This window comes from Dysgonomonas sp. 37-18 (genome assembly GCF_001899125.1).
Classification (GTDB): domain Bacteria; phylum Bacteroidota; class Bacteroidia; order Bacteroidales; family Dysgonomonadaceae; genus Dysgonomonas.
In genome coordinates this window covers 101,500-119,243 of sequence record NZ_MKVC01000017.1, presented here as the reverse complement: position 1 = coordinate 119,243, position 17,744 = coordinate 101,500, and the positions used below count along the sequence as shown (strand labels likewise).

11 protein-coding genes are annotated in these 17,744 nt (G+C 37.7%); 9 read left to right on the top strand and 2 right to left on the bottom strand.

Annotation, left to right across the window (positions count from 1 at the left end):
* Positions 1 to 6 precede the first annotated feature (6 nt).
* Positions 7 to 1,554, bottom strand: coding sequence for a glycoside hydrolase 43 family protein (locus BGO84_RS06800; RefSeq protein WP_291028588.1), 1,548 nt, complete (start codon positions 1,552 to 1,554; stop codon positions 7 to 9).
* A gap of 786 nt (positions 1,555 to 2,340) precedes the next feature.
* On the opposite strand from BGO84_RS06800, the gene BGO84_RS06795 reads away from it, so the two are divergent.
* The 9 genes from BGO84_RS06795 to BGO84_RS06755 all read left to right on the top strand — a co-directional run bounded on the left by BGO84_RS06795 (position 2,341) and on the right by BGO84_RS06755 (position 15,958).
* Positions 2,341 to 4,860 carry a glycosyl hydrolase 115 family protein gene (locus BGO84_RS06795; RefSeq protein WP_291028587.1) on the top strand — a complete coding sequence of 840 codons (2,520 nt, stop codon included), beginning with the start codon at positions 2,341 to 2,343 and terminating at the stop codon, positions 4,858 to 4,860.
* A gap of 11 nt (positions 4,861 to 4,871) precedes the next feature.
* A complete protein-coding gene (locus BGO84_RS06790; RefSeq protein WP_291028586.1) occupies positions 4,872 to 6,806 on the top strand; it encodes a sialate O-acetylesterase in 1,935 nt (644 codons plus the stop codon).
* Between the two features lie 8 nt (positions 6,807 to 6,814).
* Entirely contained in the window at positions 6,815 to 8,227 is a 1,413-nt protein-coding gene (locus BGO84_RS06785; protein ID WP_291028585.1) for an MFS transporter, read from the top strand.
* Positions 8,228 to 8,294: 67 nt separating this feature from the next.
* Positions 8,295 to 9,404, top strand: coding sequence for an endo-1,4-beta-xylanase (locus BGO84_RS06780; RefSeq protein ID WP_291028607.1), 1,110 nt, complete (start codon positions 8,295 to 8,297; stop codon positions 9,402 to 9,404).
* A gap of 34 nt (positions 9,405 to 9,438) precedes the next feature.
* A complete protein-coding gene (locus tag BGO84_RS06775) occupies positions 9,439 to 10,413 on the top strand; it encodes a glycoside hydrolase family 43 protein (protein ID WP_291028584.1) in 975 nt (324 codons plus the stop codon).
* A 103-nt stretch (positions 10,414 to 10,516) separates the two neighbouring features.
* Entirely contained in the window at positions 10,517 to 12,547 is a 2,031-nt protein-coding gene (locus BGO84_RS06770; protein ID WP_291028583.1) for an alpha-glucuronidase, read from the top strand.
* A gap of 7 nt (positions 12,548 to 12,554) precedes the next feature.
* Positions 12,555 to 13,727 carry a mannonate dehydratase gene (gene uxuA / locus BGO84_RS06765; protein WP_291028582.1) on the top strand — a complete coding sequence of 391 codons (1,173 nt, stop codon included), beginning with the start codon at positions 12,555 to 12,557 and terminating at the stop codon, positions 13,725 to 13,727.
* Positions 13,724 to 14,563, top strand: coding sequence for an SDR family oxidoreductase (locus BGO84_RS06760; RefSeq protein WP_291028581.1), 840 nt, complete (start codon positions 13,724 to 13,726; stop codon positions 14,561 to 14,563). Before uxuA ends, BGO84_RS06760 begins: the two co-directional genes overlap by 4 nt.
* A gap of 21 nt (positions 14,564 to 14,584) precedes the next feature.
* Entirely contained in the window at positions 14,585 to 15,958 is a 1,374-nt protein-coding gene (locus tag BGO84_RS06755; protein ID WP_291028580.1) for a glycoside hydrolase family 43 protein, read from the top strand.
* Positions 15,959 to 16,263: 305 nt separating this feature from the next.
* Here the strand turns inward: BGO84_RS06755 and BGO84_RS06750 are convergent, their stop codons facing one another.
* A complete protein-coding gene (locus tag BGO84_RS06750) occupies positions 16,264 to 17,742 on the bottom strand; it encodes a response regulator (protein WP_291028579.1) in 1,479 nt (492 codons plus the stop codon).
* Positions 17,743 to 17,744 lie beyond the last annotated feature (2 nt).

The window sequence follows — 17,744 nt, the reverse complement described above, 5'->3', positions numbered from 1 at the left end:
TTCATATTATTCGCTTTTAGCATATTCAAAATAGTCAACATCAACATACCCCCCGGCAGCTTTAGTTGCATAATTGTATATTGCAAAGCGGTTGCCCATAAAATGTTTCAGGTTATAAATCATATGAAATTCGGTGCCTAATTGTATCCAATTTTCTTTATCAACACTATAGAAAAATTTAGCATTATCGGTATTGAAATCACAATCCATACGTAAATATATCTTATCAACGGACAGATCAACTCTAGCTTTTTCTTGATCTCGGTCTGTCATAACAAGGTACTTTTTATTCCCTTCCATTGCCACAGATATTAATCCCGGTTCTGCACAGTATGCTCCGAGCCCTGCAATATCTCCATCTTTCATATTCGAAATATCCATAGAAATAATACCACTACATTTTGGGCCTTCCGTTCTTTGTGATAAAATATTACGAGTTTCAAATATAGTTTCAACTACTTTACCTGTTTTCAATCTCATATAACCCGGACGTTCTGATAGAGACCATAAATTATTATCAGGATTATGATTCCATTGCCAGTTTAGAGCTAATTTATCAGTATCGAAATTATCGCTTATAACTAACGGTGTTGCATTAAATCCTTGTATAGGTTTTTCCATTACTTTAGGCACTTTCCCCTCTTCATTACCTAGTATTGGCCAACCATCTTCCCAACGGCAAGGCATCAATACCGGCACGCGTCCTACAGCACCTCTGTCTTGGAATAAGAAGCCATACCAATCTCCATCCTCTGTATCAACAATACAACCTTGTGCAACACCTGCACCCAGTCTATCCATAAAGTCTGACAGGATTACTTTTGACTCATAAGGTCCTCCGATCTGGTCTGAACGAAAGCATAATTGAGTACGAATGCCCCCCTGAGGCCACCAGATTAAAAACATATAATATTTATCGTTGTATTTACATAGATGAGTCCCTTCTAACAAATTGGGGAAGCCATCTTCTTTTCCTTTGATCACAACAACATCAAGTCCATCAGGTTTAACATCCGAAAGATCACTCTTCAATTCTGTTATGCGAATCTGACCGCTACCATAGGCCAGGTAAACTTTTCCATCGTCGTCGAACAAAAGTGATGCATCATGAAAAGTTCTATCAAATTCACTTATTTTTTTCCACTTACCTGTAGGATCTTCTGTCTCATAAATATATGTTCTCTGAGGTCTGTTCGTAGCAAACAGAACATAAAATTTTCCATTATGATATCGAAGAGATGACGCCCATTGTCCTTGCCCATATACGTTGCCACCTTCTAAATCATATAAAGGGCTGTCTTTAATTTCATCAAAGAGATAACTTACAATTTCCCAATTAACAAGATCTTTAGATCGCATAATAGGAGCTCCGGGCATTAAATGCATAGTAGTACTAACCATATAGTAGTCACTACCAACTCTGATTATATCCATATCGGGAACATCTGCATATATTACAGGATTTGTAAACTTATCTTTTTTGACTGAAGGTGTGTTTTTGCACCCAGCCAAAGCTGATATAAATAAGGCTAATACTAAAATAATATTTTTCATATGGTAAATATTTAGATTATTTATTTTTCATATTTAGAATAAGGATTGTGATAATTCACGTTGGTACAGACCAAACCCACGGCATACTACAAAATTAAAACAAGCTAAGAGAAACAGAGACTATTGTTGTATACTATTACCCAAGTAAATGTCTTATCTATATTGCATGTGTTGCATATCCTTTTGCTTTTGTTGCACACAAGGCGCACAACCATTTATCCATAAGAGTAATTAAGAACTCATTTCTAATTAGATATACCTATAAAAAAAAGAAAATAGCCAAAATGCGATTATTATCACCACACCAGAAGTAACAGACAGATGGAAATTGCATTATATCTACAGCGAAAGCTGAAATAGAACAAACTCCATCAGTTTTTTCTAAAAACATACAATTAACGCACGGACTATTTACTGATATTAATATTTTTCTCGATTTCAACTTCCTAAATTTCAATTAACACTAAAGAAATCCACCGAAAAAACAATACAATAAAAAACTGCAAGATTCAAAAAGAAAAGACGATTAACAGCTAATCTAAAAGCTAGAATTTAAGACAATTTTAATTCTAAAATTAAACAATAAGACAAAAACGAAAGGATATGCAACACATGCAATATAGATAAGACATTTACTTGGGTAATAGTATACAACAATAGTCTCTGTTTCCCTTAGCTTGTTTTAATTTTGTTTAATACATATCGTACATAATCTTAGACTAAAATTGACTGGTTTTATGCCGGTATGATGATAAAACTATCGATACTGAAAATCTATCATATATCATGAATAATATAAAGTACATTCTATTAACGCTCTGCTTATTCCCTTTGATTTTATTTGCTCAAGCAGATCAATTTGTTTCATTCTCTGACAAAGAGGACGTCTTTACTCTGGTAAAACCTTTTATTGCCGCACCTATATTGATCGATGACAATATAGACTCCGGAATACTGAAAGCAATAACCAACTTATCTGTGGACGTAGATAAAGTAACAGGAGTATCTCCCTTATTGAAAGTAGATAAAGTGTCTGCCGAAGAAACTCTATTGTTGATAGGCACTATCGGTAGGAGCAAATACATTGATGATTTGGTAAAAAACAAAAAGATCAATGCCTCAGAATTGCAAGGGAAATATGAGAAATATTTGATTCAAACGGTACAAAATCCTTTCGAAGGAGTAAAAGAAGCCTTAGTTATAGCTGGTAGCGATAAACGAGGTACCATATATGGTATATACGAACTGTCTAAACAAATAGGAGTTTCTCCTTGGTATTATTGGGCAGATGTTCCGATAAAAAAACAACAGAATATATATATAAAGAGAGGAAAATATACAGAAGGAGAACCTGCTGTAAAATACAGAGGCGTATTCCTGAATGATGAAGCCCCTGCCCTTAGTGGTTGGGCTAATGTAACATTTGGCGGATTTAACAGCAAATTTTACGAGAAAGTTTTTGAGCTAATTCTTCGCCTGAAAGGCAATTTCCTCTGGCCGGCCATGTGGGGAAGCGCATTCTATGACGACGATCCTCAAAACGGAGTTTTAGCAAACGAAATGGGAATTGTCATGAGTACATCTCACCACGAACCCATGGCTATGGCACAATCCGACTGGCATCGTTATGTAAAAAGGAATAACTTACCAAACATTTGGGATTATACTAAAAATACAAAAGCGCTACAAGAATCTTGGAGGTTCGGAATGAAGCGAGCTAAAGACTGGGAAAAAGTAGTAACAGTAGGCATGCGCGGAGATGGAGACGAAGCAATGAGCGAAGATACAAACATTGCTTTGCTCGAAAAAATAGTAAAGGATCAACGAAAGATAATAAGCGAAGTTACAGGAAAGAAACCGGAGGAAACGCCTCAAGTTTGGGCGCTGTATAAAGAGGTACAAGATTATTACGATCAGGGGATGCGAGTACCTGATGATGTCACACTTCTCTTCTGTGACGACAACTGGGGAAATGTACGAAAACTTCCCGAAATCAATTCGAAACCACATAAAGGAGGATATGGAATGTACTATCACTTCGATTATGTAGGTGCCCCTCGAAATTCGAAGTGGATCAATATAAATCCGATACAACGTGTCTGGGAACAGATGAATCTTACTTACACACATGGAGTGGATCGTATATGGGTTGTTAATGTAGGAGATCTTAAACCAATGGAGTATCCAATCAGTTTCTTCCTCGATATGGCATGGAATCCCAGCCAATTCAATCCGCATAACCTTTTGGATCATACAGAAAAGTGGTGCGAACAGCAATTCGGAAGTACATACGCAAAAGAAGCGGCACGATTGATTAATCTTTACTCAAAATACAATAGACGTGTTACTCCTGAATTATTAAATGATAAGACTTACAGCCTTGAAAATTATAACGAATTTGAGACTGTAATGAACGATTATCGCAATCTGGTAATCGATGCTATGCGTTTATATTACCTCATGCCGAGTGAATATAAAGATGCATTCGATCAACTGGTATTGTTCCCAATCAATGCATGTTCCAATCTTTATGAAATGTATTATGCTCAAGCAAAGAATAAATTGTATGCAGCTAAAAAAGATATACAGGCTAATTATTGGGCAGATAAAGTAAAAGATTGTTTTAAGAGGGATTCATTACTGACTGTCCATTACAATCAGACTATAGCCGGAGGTAAATGGCCGCATATGATGGATCAGGTACGTATAGGATATAGAAGTTGGAACAATCCACCTAAAAGCATTATGCCTAAGGTAGAATACATAATGCAGACAACAGACTATAAGGACAAAGTTTTTGTCGAGAAAAACGGTTATGTTTCTATTGAAGCGGGCAATTACAGTAGCTTGAATAATTCAGACAAGATACATTGGGATATGATACCGGATATGGGGAAGACAAAATCAGTCATGACTACTTTCCCTCAAAATATCTATCCAAAAGAAAATGATAATATCTATCTCGAGTATGACATTGATTTCGAATCGACAGGAGAATTTAATGTACATCTATTACTTTCTCCGACATTGAACTTCAATGCGAATAAAGGGCTTCGTTATGCAATCTCAGTTGATGGTAGGAATGAACAAATCGTAAATTTCAACGGACATTACAAAGGCGAGCTTGGTCTATGGCAGGCAGAAGCTATAATTAAATCGACCACAAAGCATACGATAACGGAAAAAGGAAAACACACTCTTCGATTCCGTGTATTAGAACCGGGCATTGTTCTACAAAAAATATTAATAGATACTGGAGGTCTGAAACCTTCCTACTTAGGTGCACCTGAAAGCGAATTGAAATAAAGTTTAATAATATGCAAAGTAAAAATATTGTAAAATTCTGTTTGATTGTACTATTCATTTTGGGTTTTGGTATACAATCAAGTGCGAAAGTAAAATTACCTCGCCTGATTAGCGACGGAATGATACTTCAAAGAGATACCCCTGTCAAAGTATGGGGCTGGGCATCACCTAAAGAATCTGTAATTGTAAAATTTCGAGGAGAAACATATAAGACAAAAGCCGATAAGAATGGAGATTGGACAGTTATTTTGCCGGCACAAAAAGCAGGGGAACCCTCCGAAATACAGATCAATGACATCATAATTAAAAACATTTTATTTGGAGATGTTTGGTTATGTTCTGGGCAATCTAACATGGAATTACCGATCAGACGAACACTCGATTTGTACCGTGAAGAAGTAAAGGAGATTAATAATCCATATATAAGACTTTTCCGTATGCCAAACAATTATGCATTCGGCGAGCCACTTATTGATTACAAAGGAGGAGAATGGAAAGATGCTTCGCAGGCAAACATTATGGAATTTTCAGCCACGGCATACTTTTTTGCAAAAGAGCTGTATAACAAGTACAAAGTTCCAATAGGACTTATAAGCACTGCCATTGGTGGCACTCCTGTTGAAGCATGGATCAGTGACGAAACTATAAAGAAATATCCTGACCTCAATGCTGAAGCAGAAAAGTTTGCAACAATAGGATTTATCGAAGAAACTAAAAAAAGAGAACAACAAGAAAGACTTGAAAGATGGTCTGGCATCAGACCAATTGACAAAGGCACAGGTAGTTGGCATAAAGAAGATATTGATATATCGGAATGGAAAGATTATTATCTCCCAGGCTCATGGAGAGAAAAAGACATGGAAATAAATAGAAGTGTCATCTGGTTTCGCAAAGAAATTGAACTAACAAAAGATGAAGCAGCCCAAGCAGCAATCTTACGCTTAGGATATATAATAGATTCAGACTCAACCTTTGTTAACGGGCAACTTGTTGGTACAACAAGTTATCAATATCCGCCGCGTATCTATAATGTTCCCGAAGGAATACTTAAAGCCGGAAAAAATACTGTTGCGATAAGAGTTGTTACCAATAGAGGAGGTGCATTTATGGAAGAAAAGCCATATAAGATAATTCTGAGTGACAGGACAATCGATTTGACTGGAGAATGGAAATATCGTGTCGGAATAGAAAATCTACCTATAGAAGGTGGTTATACTTCTTATCAGGATAAACCTACCGCACTGTATAATGGCATGATTGCTCCATCAAACAACTATAAGATCAAAGGGGTAATCTGGTATCAAGGAGAATCCAACGTTGGCCGGGCAAAAGAATACGAAGCCTTATTTAAGGATTTGATCAAAGATTGGAAAACCCAACGAAATGAACCGGAGTTACCATTTATATACGCTCAACTGCCGGAACTTAACAGAGCAAACAAATATCCTTCGGAGAGTGGCATGGCCGAACTTAGAGAAGCACAAAGAAAAGCTTTATGTTTACCATATACAGGTATGGCTGTCACATTAGGACTCGGTGACTGGAACGATATTCACCCACAAAACAAAAAAGGAGTAGGTCATCGTTTGGCATTGGAAGCTCAACGTGTAGCTTATGGTGACACCACAATTGTAAGCAGAGGCCCCCAATTGGAAAACTTCGAAGTTAAAGGTAATAATATCATTCTCACTTTCTCTTCTGTAGGATCAGGCTTATATTCCAACCAGGTGCTTAACGGATTCACTATTGCAGGAAGAGATAATAGGTATGTTTGGGCAGAAGCGGCTGTATTAAACAGAAACACAATAAAAGTATGGAGTAATCAGGTGCAACAACCTGTATCTGTACGATATGGCTGGGCTGACAATCCCGAAGGAGCCAACCTGAAGAATAAGGAAGGTCTTCCCGCATCTTCATTCCAAGTTGAATTAATAAAAAATAAATAAAACATACAATGGAATCAACATCACAAGGTAAAGCCGAATCAAAAGGTTTTTACAAATTATCGGGAATACAACGCATTGGATTCGGCTCGGGCGATTTAGCCCAAAACCTTATCTATCAGACGGTATCGATGTACCTTCTCATTTTCTACACAAATGTATTCGGCATTTCTGCTGCCGCAGCAGGGATCATGTTTCTTATAGTACGTATTGTTGACGTAATCTGGGATCCTATAGTGGGAGCATTCGTAGACAAACACAATCCTAAATTAGGTAAATACCGTTCTTATCTGGTGCTTGGAGGTATACCTCTTACGGGCTTTGCCATCCTTTGTTTCTGGAATGGGTTTTCGGGGTCATTGCTCTATGCCTACATAACGTATGTTGGTTTATCGATGCTTTATACCCTTATAAATGTTCCTTATGGAGCGTTGAATGCCTCACTTACACGCGATACAGACGAAATTACCAAACTGACTTCGGTACGTATGTTTATGGCAAATCTGGGAGGACTGGCGGTAGGCTATGGAATACCTATTCTTGTAAAGCTGTTCTCATCTGACGGGAAAATTAATTCGCCGGAATCTGCCAACGCATGGTTTATCACAATGACTATTTATGCCATAGCCGGATTAACCTTATTAATTTTCTGCTTTACACAGACCAAAGAACGGGTAGTAATGGCTGAAAAAGAAACAGAAAATGTAAAAGTTTCCGACTTGTGGATAGAATTTAAACATAATCGTCCTCTGAGAATATTGGCTTTTTTCTTCATCACAGCTTTTGCTATGATGGCAATCGGCAATTCAGCCGGGTCGTATTATATGATTTACAACGTGCAGGCTCCCGATATGCTTCCATACTTTATGGCTTTGGGATCTATCCCTGCCTTTATCTTTATGCCGATGGTACCTGCCATCAAAAGAGCAATCGGCAAAAAACAAATGTTCTATGTATTTCTAACGGTTGCCATTATCGGTATGGGGTTGTTGTATGCCATTTCTGTAATACCTGCGCTTAAGACTCAAGTCTGGCTGGTCTTTATTGCCCAATTCATCAAATCGACAGGAATAATTGTTGCTACTGGTTATATGTGGGCTCTGGTTCCAGAAGTAATCTCGTATGGAGAACATACAACAGGTAAAAGAATTTCAGGAATAGTCAATGCTCTGACAGGTATCTTCTATAAAGCAGGAATGGCCTTAGGTGGTGTTGTTCCAGGGCTTGTATTGGCATTTGTCGGATTCGACAAAGACAACGAAGTTACCCAATCTGCCTTTGCCGAACAAGGTATTTTATGGCTTGTTGCTGTCATACCTGCAATACTTCTTCTTTTAGCCATGTTCATTATATCCCGATATGAGCTGGAAGATAATGTAATCGACAAAATAAACATGGAGATTGAAGAGAGACATTTGAAATAAAAATAACGCTATAAAACATTTTAGTATGAAAAAAAACATCTATTATTTTCTCATTTCTTTATTGCTGATGACAGCATTTGCCTGTAGCGCAAAAAGTAATAAAGAAATAAAAAATGAACCGTCACTAAAAGGAGCCCTAAAAGGGATATTTTATATAGGGACAGCTCTTAATGTAACCCAGATACATGGGAAAGATACCGCATCGATAAATATTGTGAAAAACGAATTCGATGCCATAGTAGCAGAAAACTGTATGAAAAGCATGTTCCTGCAACCCAAAGAAGGTGAATTTTTCTTTGATGATGCTGATAAGTTTGTAGAATTTGGAGAACAAAACAATCTTTATATCACAGGACATTGTCTAATTTGGCATTCACAAGCCCCATCGTGGTTCTTCGTAGATAATGATGGAAAAGACGTATCAGCTGAAGTTCTTAAACAACGCATGAAAAATCATATCACGACAGTAGTGTCTCGCTACAAGGGACGTATAAAAGGTTGGGATGTGGTGAATGAAGCGATTATGGAAGATGGATCATATCGTAAAAGTAAGTTTTACACAATTTTGGGAGAAGAGTTTATTCCTTTAGCTTTCCAATATGCTCATGAGGCTGACCCTGATGCTGAACTGTATTATAACGACTATAACGAATGGCATAAAGGCAAACGTGAAGCTATTATCAATTTGATAAAATCGTTTAAGGGAAAAAATATACGAATCGACGCTGTAGGTATGCAAGGACATTTTGGCATGGATGGACCAAGTCTGGAAGAATATCAGGCAACTATTGATGATTATACTTCAACAGGTGTAAAGGTTATGGTTACAGAGTTGGATCTTAGTGCCCTACCCTCCCCTCGTCGCAACACAGGAGCAAATATCTCTGATATAGAAGCATATAATCAGAAAATGAATCCATATACAACCGGACTACCTGATTCTGTTTCAGTAGCGTGGACAGAGCGCATGGGTAGTTTCTTTAAGCTCTTTATAGATAATAAGGAAAAAATAACCCGTGTCACCTTATGGGGTGTAAGCGATGTAGATTCATGGAAAAACGATTTTCCAATGAAAGGCCGTACCGACTATCCTTTATTGTTTGACAGACAATACAAGGCTAAACCTGTTGTTCAGGAAATAATCAAGATGGCCGGTCTTCCTGAAGAGAAAAGATAAGCAAAAATAATAAGCATCATTATCTAATAAAAAAATGAAACAAGCACGATATTTATTTCCGAAGGATTATATGGCTGACCCATCTGCACATGTATTCGAAGGTAAGATCTATATTTATCCTTCCCACGATTGGGAAAGCGGCATTGCAGAAAATGACAACGGAGATCATTTTAATATGAAAGATTATCATGTCTTCTCTTTAGACGATGTGGAAAACGGAGAGGTAACCGATCATGGAGTTGTCCTTTCAGTGGAAAATATTCCCTGGTCTGGTCGTCAGCTATGGGATAGCGATACGGCTTTTAAGGACGGCAAATATTATTTATATTTCTCAATGAAAGACAAAAATGATATTTTCCGTTTGGGAGTAGCTGTTAGCGATAAACCTTACGGGCCATTTATACCACAGGATAACCCAATAAAAGGAAGTTATAGTATAGACCCTTGTGTATTTGAAGAAAACGGACAATATTATATTTATTTTGGAGGCATCTGGGGCGGGCAGCTACAACGCTATCGCAAAAATAAAGCATTGGAGTGCGCTTCTTTTCCGGCCGACAACGAACCCGCTTTGTGTGGAAAAGTTGCACGTCTGAGAGATGACATGCTCGAATTTGACGAAGAGCCTCGAGATGTAATTATTCTTGATGAACATGGCAATCCATTGACGCAAGGTGACACCAATCGACGATTCTTTGAAGCATCATGGATGCATAAATATAACGGCAAATATTACTTCTCGTATTCCACTGGAGATACGCACCTTCTATGCTATGCTATAGGTGACAATCCGTACGGGCCTTTCACTTATAGTGGTGTTATACTCACTCCTGTAGTCGGCTGGACAACGCATCACAGCATTGTCGAATACAGAGGCAAATGGTATCTTTTCCATCACGACTCCGTACCCTCGGGCGGAAAAACATGGCTTAGAAGTATGAAAGTTATCGAATTGGAATATAACAATGACGGAACAATTAAAACAATAGAAGGGTTAGAAAGCTATTAGTTTATTTTAGGTTTAAAGGTTTTAGGTTAATTTTTTGGACTCTTAGTTTTCTGGCAAGGGCGAATGAATATTCGCCCTTGTATTTAATATTAAAAGGATTAATATGACAATCAGATACATTTCGCTCTTTATTATTTTTATTTTATCATCTCTCTTATCATGGGCTGAAGACGGAAGCCGCTTATGGCTACGCTACCCTGAAATAAAGCAAAAAGAGAAATCGATACTATCATCACATAGTAGCCCTACTATCAATATTGCTTTGGATGAATTATCAAATCATTGGCAAGGACAGACCGTAGAGCTACAGTTAAATAAAAAACTCAAGCATCTTAAAGATGGATATAGTATTAAATCCAATAATCAGAAAATTATTATTTCAGCAGGTTCTGATGTCGGGCTACTATATGGATCATATTGTTTATTACGATTGCAACAAACAGGAGCAGACTTAACTACTTTAGATATAGAAGAACTGCCCTCTTACGATATACGTATCCTCAATCACTGGGATAATCTGGACGGAACTATCGAACGTGGATATGCGGGTTATTCGTTATGGAAATGGGACGAACTGCCCAATACACTTTCTCCACGATATAAAGAATATGCTCGGGCAAATGCTTCGATAGGTATCAATGGTACTGTTTTGAATAATGTTAATGCTTCACCTAATATTCTAAAGAAAGATTATTTGGAAAAAGTAAAAGCTTTAGCTGACATCTTCCGTCCCTATGGTCTGAAAGTTTATCTCTCTGTAAATTTCTCTTCCCCTAAGGTATTGGAAGGTCTATCCAATTCGGATCCATTAAACCCGGAGGTGCAGAAGTGGTGGAAAGCCAAAGCCAAAGAAATCTATTCACTAATCCCCGATTTCGGAGGGTTTCTGGTAAAAGCTAATTCTGAAGGGCAACCCGGACCTCAAGATTACGGACGAACCCATGCCGATGGCGCAAATATGTTAGCCGATGTACTGAAGCCATACAAGGGTATAGTTATGTGGCGAGCATTTGTATATAATCCGAGTATGGAAGACCGGGCAAAACAGGCATATCAGGAGTTTGTACCATTGGATGGACGATTTCGGGATAACGTCATTATTCAGATAAAGAACGGTCCTATCGATTTTCAACCACGTGAACCATTCAATCCTTTGTTTGGTGCATTGCGTAAGACTCCGGCAATGGTAGAATTTCAGATAACACAAGAGTATCTCGGTTTTTCTAACCATCTTGCATATCTAGCTACTATGTTCAAGGAAACTCTTGATAGCGACACATATTCGTATGGAAAGGGTTCTACGGTAGCCAAAATAACAGACGGGACATTACGTCCAGCTAAAACGACGGCCATATCGGCTGTAGCTAATATAGGTGAAGATACAAACTGGTGTGGACATCATTTTGCACAGGCTAACTGGTATGCATTCGGACGCTTAGCTTGGAACCATCAACTTTCTTCAAACCAAATAGCTGATGAATGGATAAAAATGACATTTTCGGATAATAACGCATTTGTAGAACCGGTGAAAAATATGATGTTGAGCTCTAGAGAAACCATTGTTGACTATATGATGCCGCTAGGACTTCACCATATTTTTGCCGAAGACCACCATTACGGACCTGAACCTTGGTTGTCTCAAGCCGCTAGAGAAGACTGGACCTCTGTATACTATCACAAAGCGGATACTATAGGGCTCGGTTTTAATCGTACAACAACGGGGAGTGATGCCGTGTCCCATTATTTTCCTCCTTTGAATAATATTTATAATGACATATCAACCTGTCCTGAGAATTTACTCTTGTGGTTTCATCATGTTCCATGGAACTATAAGATGAATGACGGTAAAACGATGTGGGATGCTCTTTGTTATAAGTATGATTCGGGTGTACAGCAGGTAAGAGAGTATCAGAAAGTTTGGGATAGAATGGAGCAATATGTAGACTCCAGACATTTCGAGGAGGTTCAATCCAAATTAAAAATTCAGGCACGAGATGCCGTATGGTGGAGAGATGCTTGTTTGTTGTACTTCCAGACATTCTCAAAAAAGCCTGTCCCGTATGATCTTGAACGTCCTATATATGAGCTCGATGACCTGATGAAAATAAAACTAGATATGAAACACCATAATTAACTGGAAAATGAAAAAGACATGGAGGTGGTTCGGGAAAAAAGATAAGATTACGCTGCCTATGTTGAGGCAAATCGGAGTAGAAGGGATTGTTACCGCATTGCATGATATACCGAACGGTGAAGTGTGGTCGTCAGAAGCAATCAACGATCTGGATAACTATATAAAAGAAGCCGGGCTGTACTGGTCTGTTGTAGAAAGCCTGCCTGTTAGCGAAGCCATTAAATATGGAGGAGATAATAGAGACTTACTGATAGATAATTATATTACAAGCCTCAAAAACCTTGGAGAAGTGGGTATTAAGACTGTTTGTTACAATTTTATGCCCGTTATAGACTGGATTCGTACAGATCTCATGTACCCATGGTCTGACGGTACTTTCTCTCTTTATTTTGATAAGACACGCTTCGCTTACTTTGATTGCATGATCCTTAAACGGGAAGGTGCAAAAGAGGATTACTCAAAAGAAGAAATGGATAAGGTCTACCAACTGGATAAGATTATAACAGAACATGAAAAAGAACAGTTGATAGACACTATCATTGTAAAGACACAGGGTTTTATCAATGGTAATATAAAGGACGGGGATAAAAATCCTGTTGCTATTTTTAAAACACTTCTAGCATTGTACAATGGGATAGATCAAAAAGCATTAAGAGAAAACTTAAAATACTTTTTAGAACGAATAATGCCTGTCTGTGACGAATACGGTATTAATATGTGTATTCATCCAGACGATCCGCCATATCCGGTATTGGGTTTACCTCGTATTGTTTCTAACAGAGAAGATATTGAATGGATATTAAATGCTGTTAACAACCCACATAATGGAATCACATTTTGTGCAGGATCGCTAAGTTCCGGAATACACAATAATGTTCCGGAATTGGCTCGCCAGTTTGTATCTCGTACACGCTTCGTACATTTAAGAAGTACAAATATCCTTTCGGATGGCAATTTTATCGAAGCACCACATCTGGAAGGGCGGGGACATCTAATCGAATTGGTGCGTATTTTTGAAAAAGAAAATCCGTTACTGCCCATGAGAGTAGATCATGGCAGACTAATGCTCGATGATGCTGATAAAGGTTATAATCCGGGTTACTCATTGTACGGACGCATGTATGCTCTAGCACAGATGGATGGAGTAATAGAAACCATAAAAAACGAATTGAACAGATGACAGATATTAATACAAAAACAAAACAGAATCTCTTTTGTATAGAAGGTAAAGTTGCGATTGTAACAGGAGGATACGGAGTATTAGGTGGCAGTATCTCCAGACACCTTGCAGAACAAGGAGCAGATGTTGTAATACTAGGACGTAACGACGATAAAGGAAATGCTCTTGTTAAGGAAATTAATGAAAATGGAGGTAAATCTTTATTCATCAAATGCGATGTGATGGATGAAAATCAGCTGATAGAAAGCCGAGAAAAGATACTCAGCATATATGGCAAATTAGATATTCTCGTTAATACAGCAGGTGGTAATGTTCCGGGAGCAACATTAGTTCCTGATCAGGATTTTTATACAATGAAAACAACGGATTGGGAAAAAGTTATAAAACTCAATATGGACGGTACAGTTTTTCCAACTCTGATATTTTCAAAAGTTATGGCTGAACAAGGAAGTGGAAATATTATAAATGTCTCTTCCATGGCTGCATATTCTGCAATAAGTCGTGTTCCCGGCTATTCGGCAGCAAAAGCAGCAATAAGTAACTTCACACAGTGGATGGCTACTGAAATGGCTCTGAAATATGGAGATAAGATTAGGGTAAATGCGATTGCTCCGGGATTTTTTATCGGAGACCAAAACCGGGCTGTACTTATCAATCCTGACGGTTCTTTAACAGAGAGAAGTAAAAAGGTATTGGCTAAAACCCCAATGGGACGTTTCGGAGATATTACAGAACTAAACGGAGTTGTACAGTTTCTATGCAGTGATGAAGCTAGTTTTATAACCGGAGTAGTGCTTCCTGTCGATGGTGGGTTTAGTGCTTACAGTGGAGTTTAAATATTTATATGACAGAATAATATGAATAAAAAAAGAATTATACGTCTCTGCTTATTATTGATCTTGATCAACTTGCCTTTATTTAATTTAAAGGCTCAAAATCCGATTATACAAACAATGTATACCGCAGACCCGGCACCGATGGTCTATAATGATACATTGTTTTTATATGTGGGCCATGACGAAAAGGATGCTCCGCCAAATGGTTATTTAATGAGGGATTACCAATTATTTTCAACCATAGATATGGTAAACTGGACAGCACATAAAACACCCTTGAGAACAAGTGATTTTATTTGGTCGGTAGGTGATGCAAGTGCGGCACAATGTATTTATAGGAATGGTAAGTTTTATTGGTATATCTCATCAATGAACAAGTTCTTTCCGGGAGTTGCTGTAGGAGTAGCCTCTTCGGATAGCCCTTATGGGCCATTTAAAGACACTTTGGGGAAGGCGTTAGTGACTAATGATATGACTCGCCATGCTAAACATGCATGGGATGATCTGGATCCTTCTGTCTTTATAGATGATGATGGACAAGCTTATTTGTATTGGGGTAATGGCGTATGTTATTGGGCTAAACTTAATAATGACATGATTTCGCTTGATGGTGACATTACCGCTCTCGATGCTAAAGACAAGTCTATCTTTGGACCAGGCTTTACCGAAGCGCCATGGGTCTATAAACGTCAAGGTTTGTATTATATGATCTATGCATCGGGGTTCCCTGAGTCGCTCCATTATACAGTAAGTAAAAATCCGACAGGTCCGTGGGAATATAAAGGTTGTGTAATGCCTTTGGAAGGGGGCAGTAATACCAATCATCCCGGAATCATTGATTATAAGGGAAATTCATACTTCTTTTATCACAATGATGCCCTGCCCGGAGGCCATAGCTATTGCCGTTCTGTATGTGTAGAGCAATTCTCCTATAATGAGGATGGATCTCTCCCTGAGATGAAAATGACCAAAGAGGGTATCATGAAGGGTGTTAACAAATTGAATCCTTATAAAAGAACTGAAGCAGAAACGATGGCTTGGAGTGAAGGTATATCGATAGAAGAGAATGAGAAAATCGGTGTTTATGTAACCTCCATACATAATGGAGATTATATTAAAGTACGGGACGTTGATTTCGGAAATAAAGGAGCTTCACGATTTTCCGCATCAGTATCAAGTAGATATCATGGTGGAACTATTGAAATACGACTTGATAATATTGACGGACAACTGGTCGGTACTTTGCACGCGCCATATACCGGAGAATGGGATAATTGGAGCTTAGTGGAAACAGCTGTTAAAAACACAAAAGATATTCATGATGTATACTTTGTGTTTAAAGGCAAAGAACCTCACTCTTTATTCAATTTCGACTATTGGATGTTTGGAGAATAGATGATTTTGCTATGACATAAATTCTTGTTGTTCTAGTCAGATTCTCTATATATATAAATGAACTTGAGATTTAATCCTGCCAGTGTTATTCTTGGCAGGATTATTTATCTATATATGAATTGGTCGAATGAGAAAGTAACAAGGAAATATATACAATAACCTGTTACTTTTGTCACCTTTGTCACTTTTTTCGCATATCTACTTACAGTTAAATAAATTAGCAAACTAAATTTCAAAAGGCCTGTAAAACTCTTATTTGATAGCAAAAATAAACCTCAAGATAATTCTTGAGGTTCATATTAATTCTATTTTTTTGCATCATCTTCATCCTGAGCTTTCATTATATACTCAGTAGGAGAAATGCCATATAGTTTTTTAAACATTGTGGAGAAATACGATTGATTCGTAAATCCTACGGAATATGCAACTAAGGACACATCCATTTTCTTTTCTCTAAGAAGATTCGCAGCTTGCTTGAGCCGAATATTCTTAATAAAGTCTACAGGCGATATACCGGTCATATCTTTCATCCGTCGATGTAGCTGCGACCGACTAAGGCCAACTTGAGATGCCAGCATATTTACATTGAGTTCGGTATTACTTATGTTCTCATTTATGACCGTAACAACACGTTCCATTAAGATATCATCGCCTGATTTGAAGTCGATCGGTTTTATTTTATCTTCTTGATCCTGAGCTCCCGAAAATTTTCCTTTAAGTAGCCTGCGATTTAAAATCAGATTATTTATAGTGACGATTAGTTCTTCTATATTAAATGGTTTGGACAAATAGGCATCTGCTCCTCTATCTAAGCCCTGTATACGGTCTTGGTATTCAGCTTTTGATGTTAGAAGAATAATAGGTATATGGCTTACATTATTATTGTTTTTAAGTCTTTTCACCAAATTTAAACCATCCATATTGGGCATCATTACATCAGAAATAATTAAATCGGGCAGTCGATCTATAGCAACTTGTAACCCATCAACACCATCAACAGCAGTAATTACTTTAAACAACTCACCCAATTCTTGAGAAAGAAAATCTCTTATTTCTTCTTCATCATCGATTATTAGAATTTTATAATTTGTTCTTCGTCTATACGTTTCGGATTTTTCATTTACAACATTTTCCATAAAGTTCCTTTGGTTCAACAACGGACGACTGTCTGATGTCTGATCTGCAATCTCATCCTTTCTCAAATGCAGATTTCCTAAAGGGATGCGAATTGTAAAACAACTTCCTGTAGTACCCTCTCTGTTCTTAGCTGTAATAGCACCATAATGTAATAGCACCAATGTCCGAGCAAGGTTTAATCCTATTCCCGACCCTACAGTAGTGAACGTCTCCTGATTTTGTCCTTGATAGAACCTATCAAATATTTTTTCTATCTTCCCTTCTTCTAGGCCTATGCCTGAATCAACGATTGATATCTCGATGTATTTCTGAAGTGGCCCCCAAACACTGTTATCGACTCCTGTGGCTAATGATACATTTATTTCTCCACCATCAGGAGTATACTTGAACGCATTTGATAATATATTCATCAATATTTTGTCGAAGTTATTCCGGTCAATCCACACTTCTAAGTTGTCATCTTGATGTTGAAAGGTAAACTGAATATTTCTCCTCACTGATTGGTATTCAAAAACGTCAAACAACTCCTTTATGAAACCAACCATATCAGTCTTACTAAACCTCAACTTCATTTGTCCTTTATCCAGCTTTCTTATATCGAGCAATTGATTCACAAGCCCCAATATTCGGTTTGCATTACGATGCATAT

Excerpts from the sequence above, each read along its gene's own strand:
- BGO84_RS06800 (WP_291028588.1), bottom strand. The coding sequence starts at position 1,554 with ATGAAAAATATTATTTTAGTATTAGCCTTATTTATATCAGCTTTGGCT.
- BGO84_RS06795 (WP_291028587.1), top strand. The coding sequence starts at position 2,341 with ATGAATAATATAAAGTACATTCTATTAACGCTCTGCTTATTCCCTTTG.
- BGO84_RS06790 (WP_291028586.1), top strand. The coding sequence starts at position 4,872 with ATGCAAAGTAAAAATATTGTAAAATTCTGTTTGATTGTACTATTCATT.
- BGO84_RS06785 (WP_291028585.1), top strand. The coding sequence starts at position 6,815 with ATGGAATCAACATCACAAGGTAAAGCCGAATCAAAAGGTTTTTACAAA.
- BGO84_RS06780 (WP_291028607.1), top strand. The coding sequence starts at position 8,295 with ATGACAGCATTTGCCTGTAGCGCAAAAAGTAATAAAGAAATAAAAAAT.
- BGO84_RS06775 (WP_291028584.1), top strand. The coding sequence starts at position 9,439 with ATGAAACAAGCACGATATTTATTTCCGAAGGATTATATGGCTGACCCA.
- BGO84_RS06770 (WP_291028583.1), top strand. The coding sequence starts at position 10,517 with ATGACAATCAGATACATTTCGCTCTTTATTATTTTTATTTTATCATCT.
- uxuA (WP_291028582.1), top strand. The coding sequence starts at position 12,555 with ATGAAAAAGACATGGAGGTGGTTCGGGAAAAAAGATAAGATTACGCTG.
- BGO84_RS06760 (WP_291028581.1), top strand. The coding sequence starts at position 13,724 with ATGACAGATATTAATACAAAAACAAAACAGAATCTCTTTTGTATAGAA.
- BGO84_RS06755 (WP_291028580.1), top strand. The coding sequence starts at position 14,585 with ATGAATAAAAAAAGAATTATACGTCTCTGCTTATTATTGATCTTGATC.
- BGO84_RS06750 (WP_291028579.1), bottom strand. The coding sequence starts at position 17,742 with ATGCATCGTAATGCAAACCGAATATTGGGGCTTGTGAATCAATTGCTC.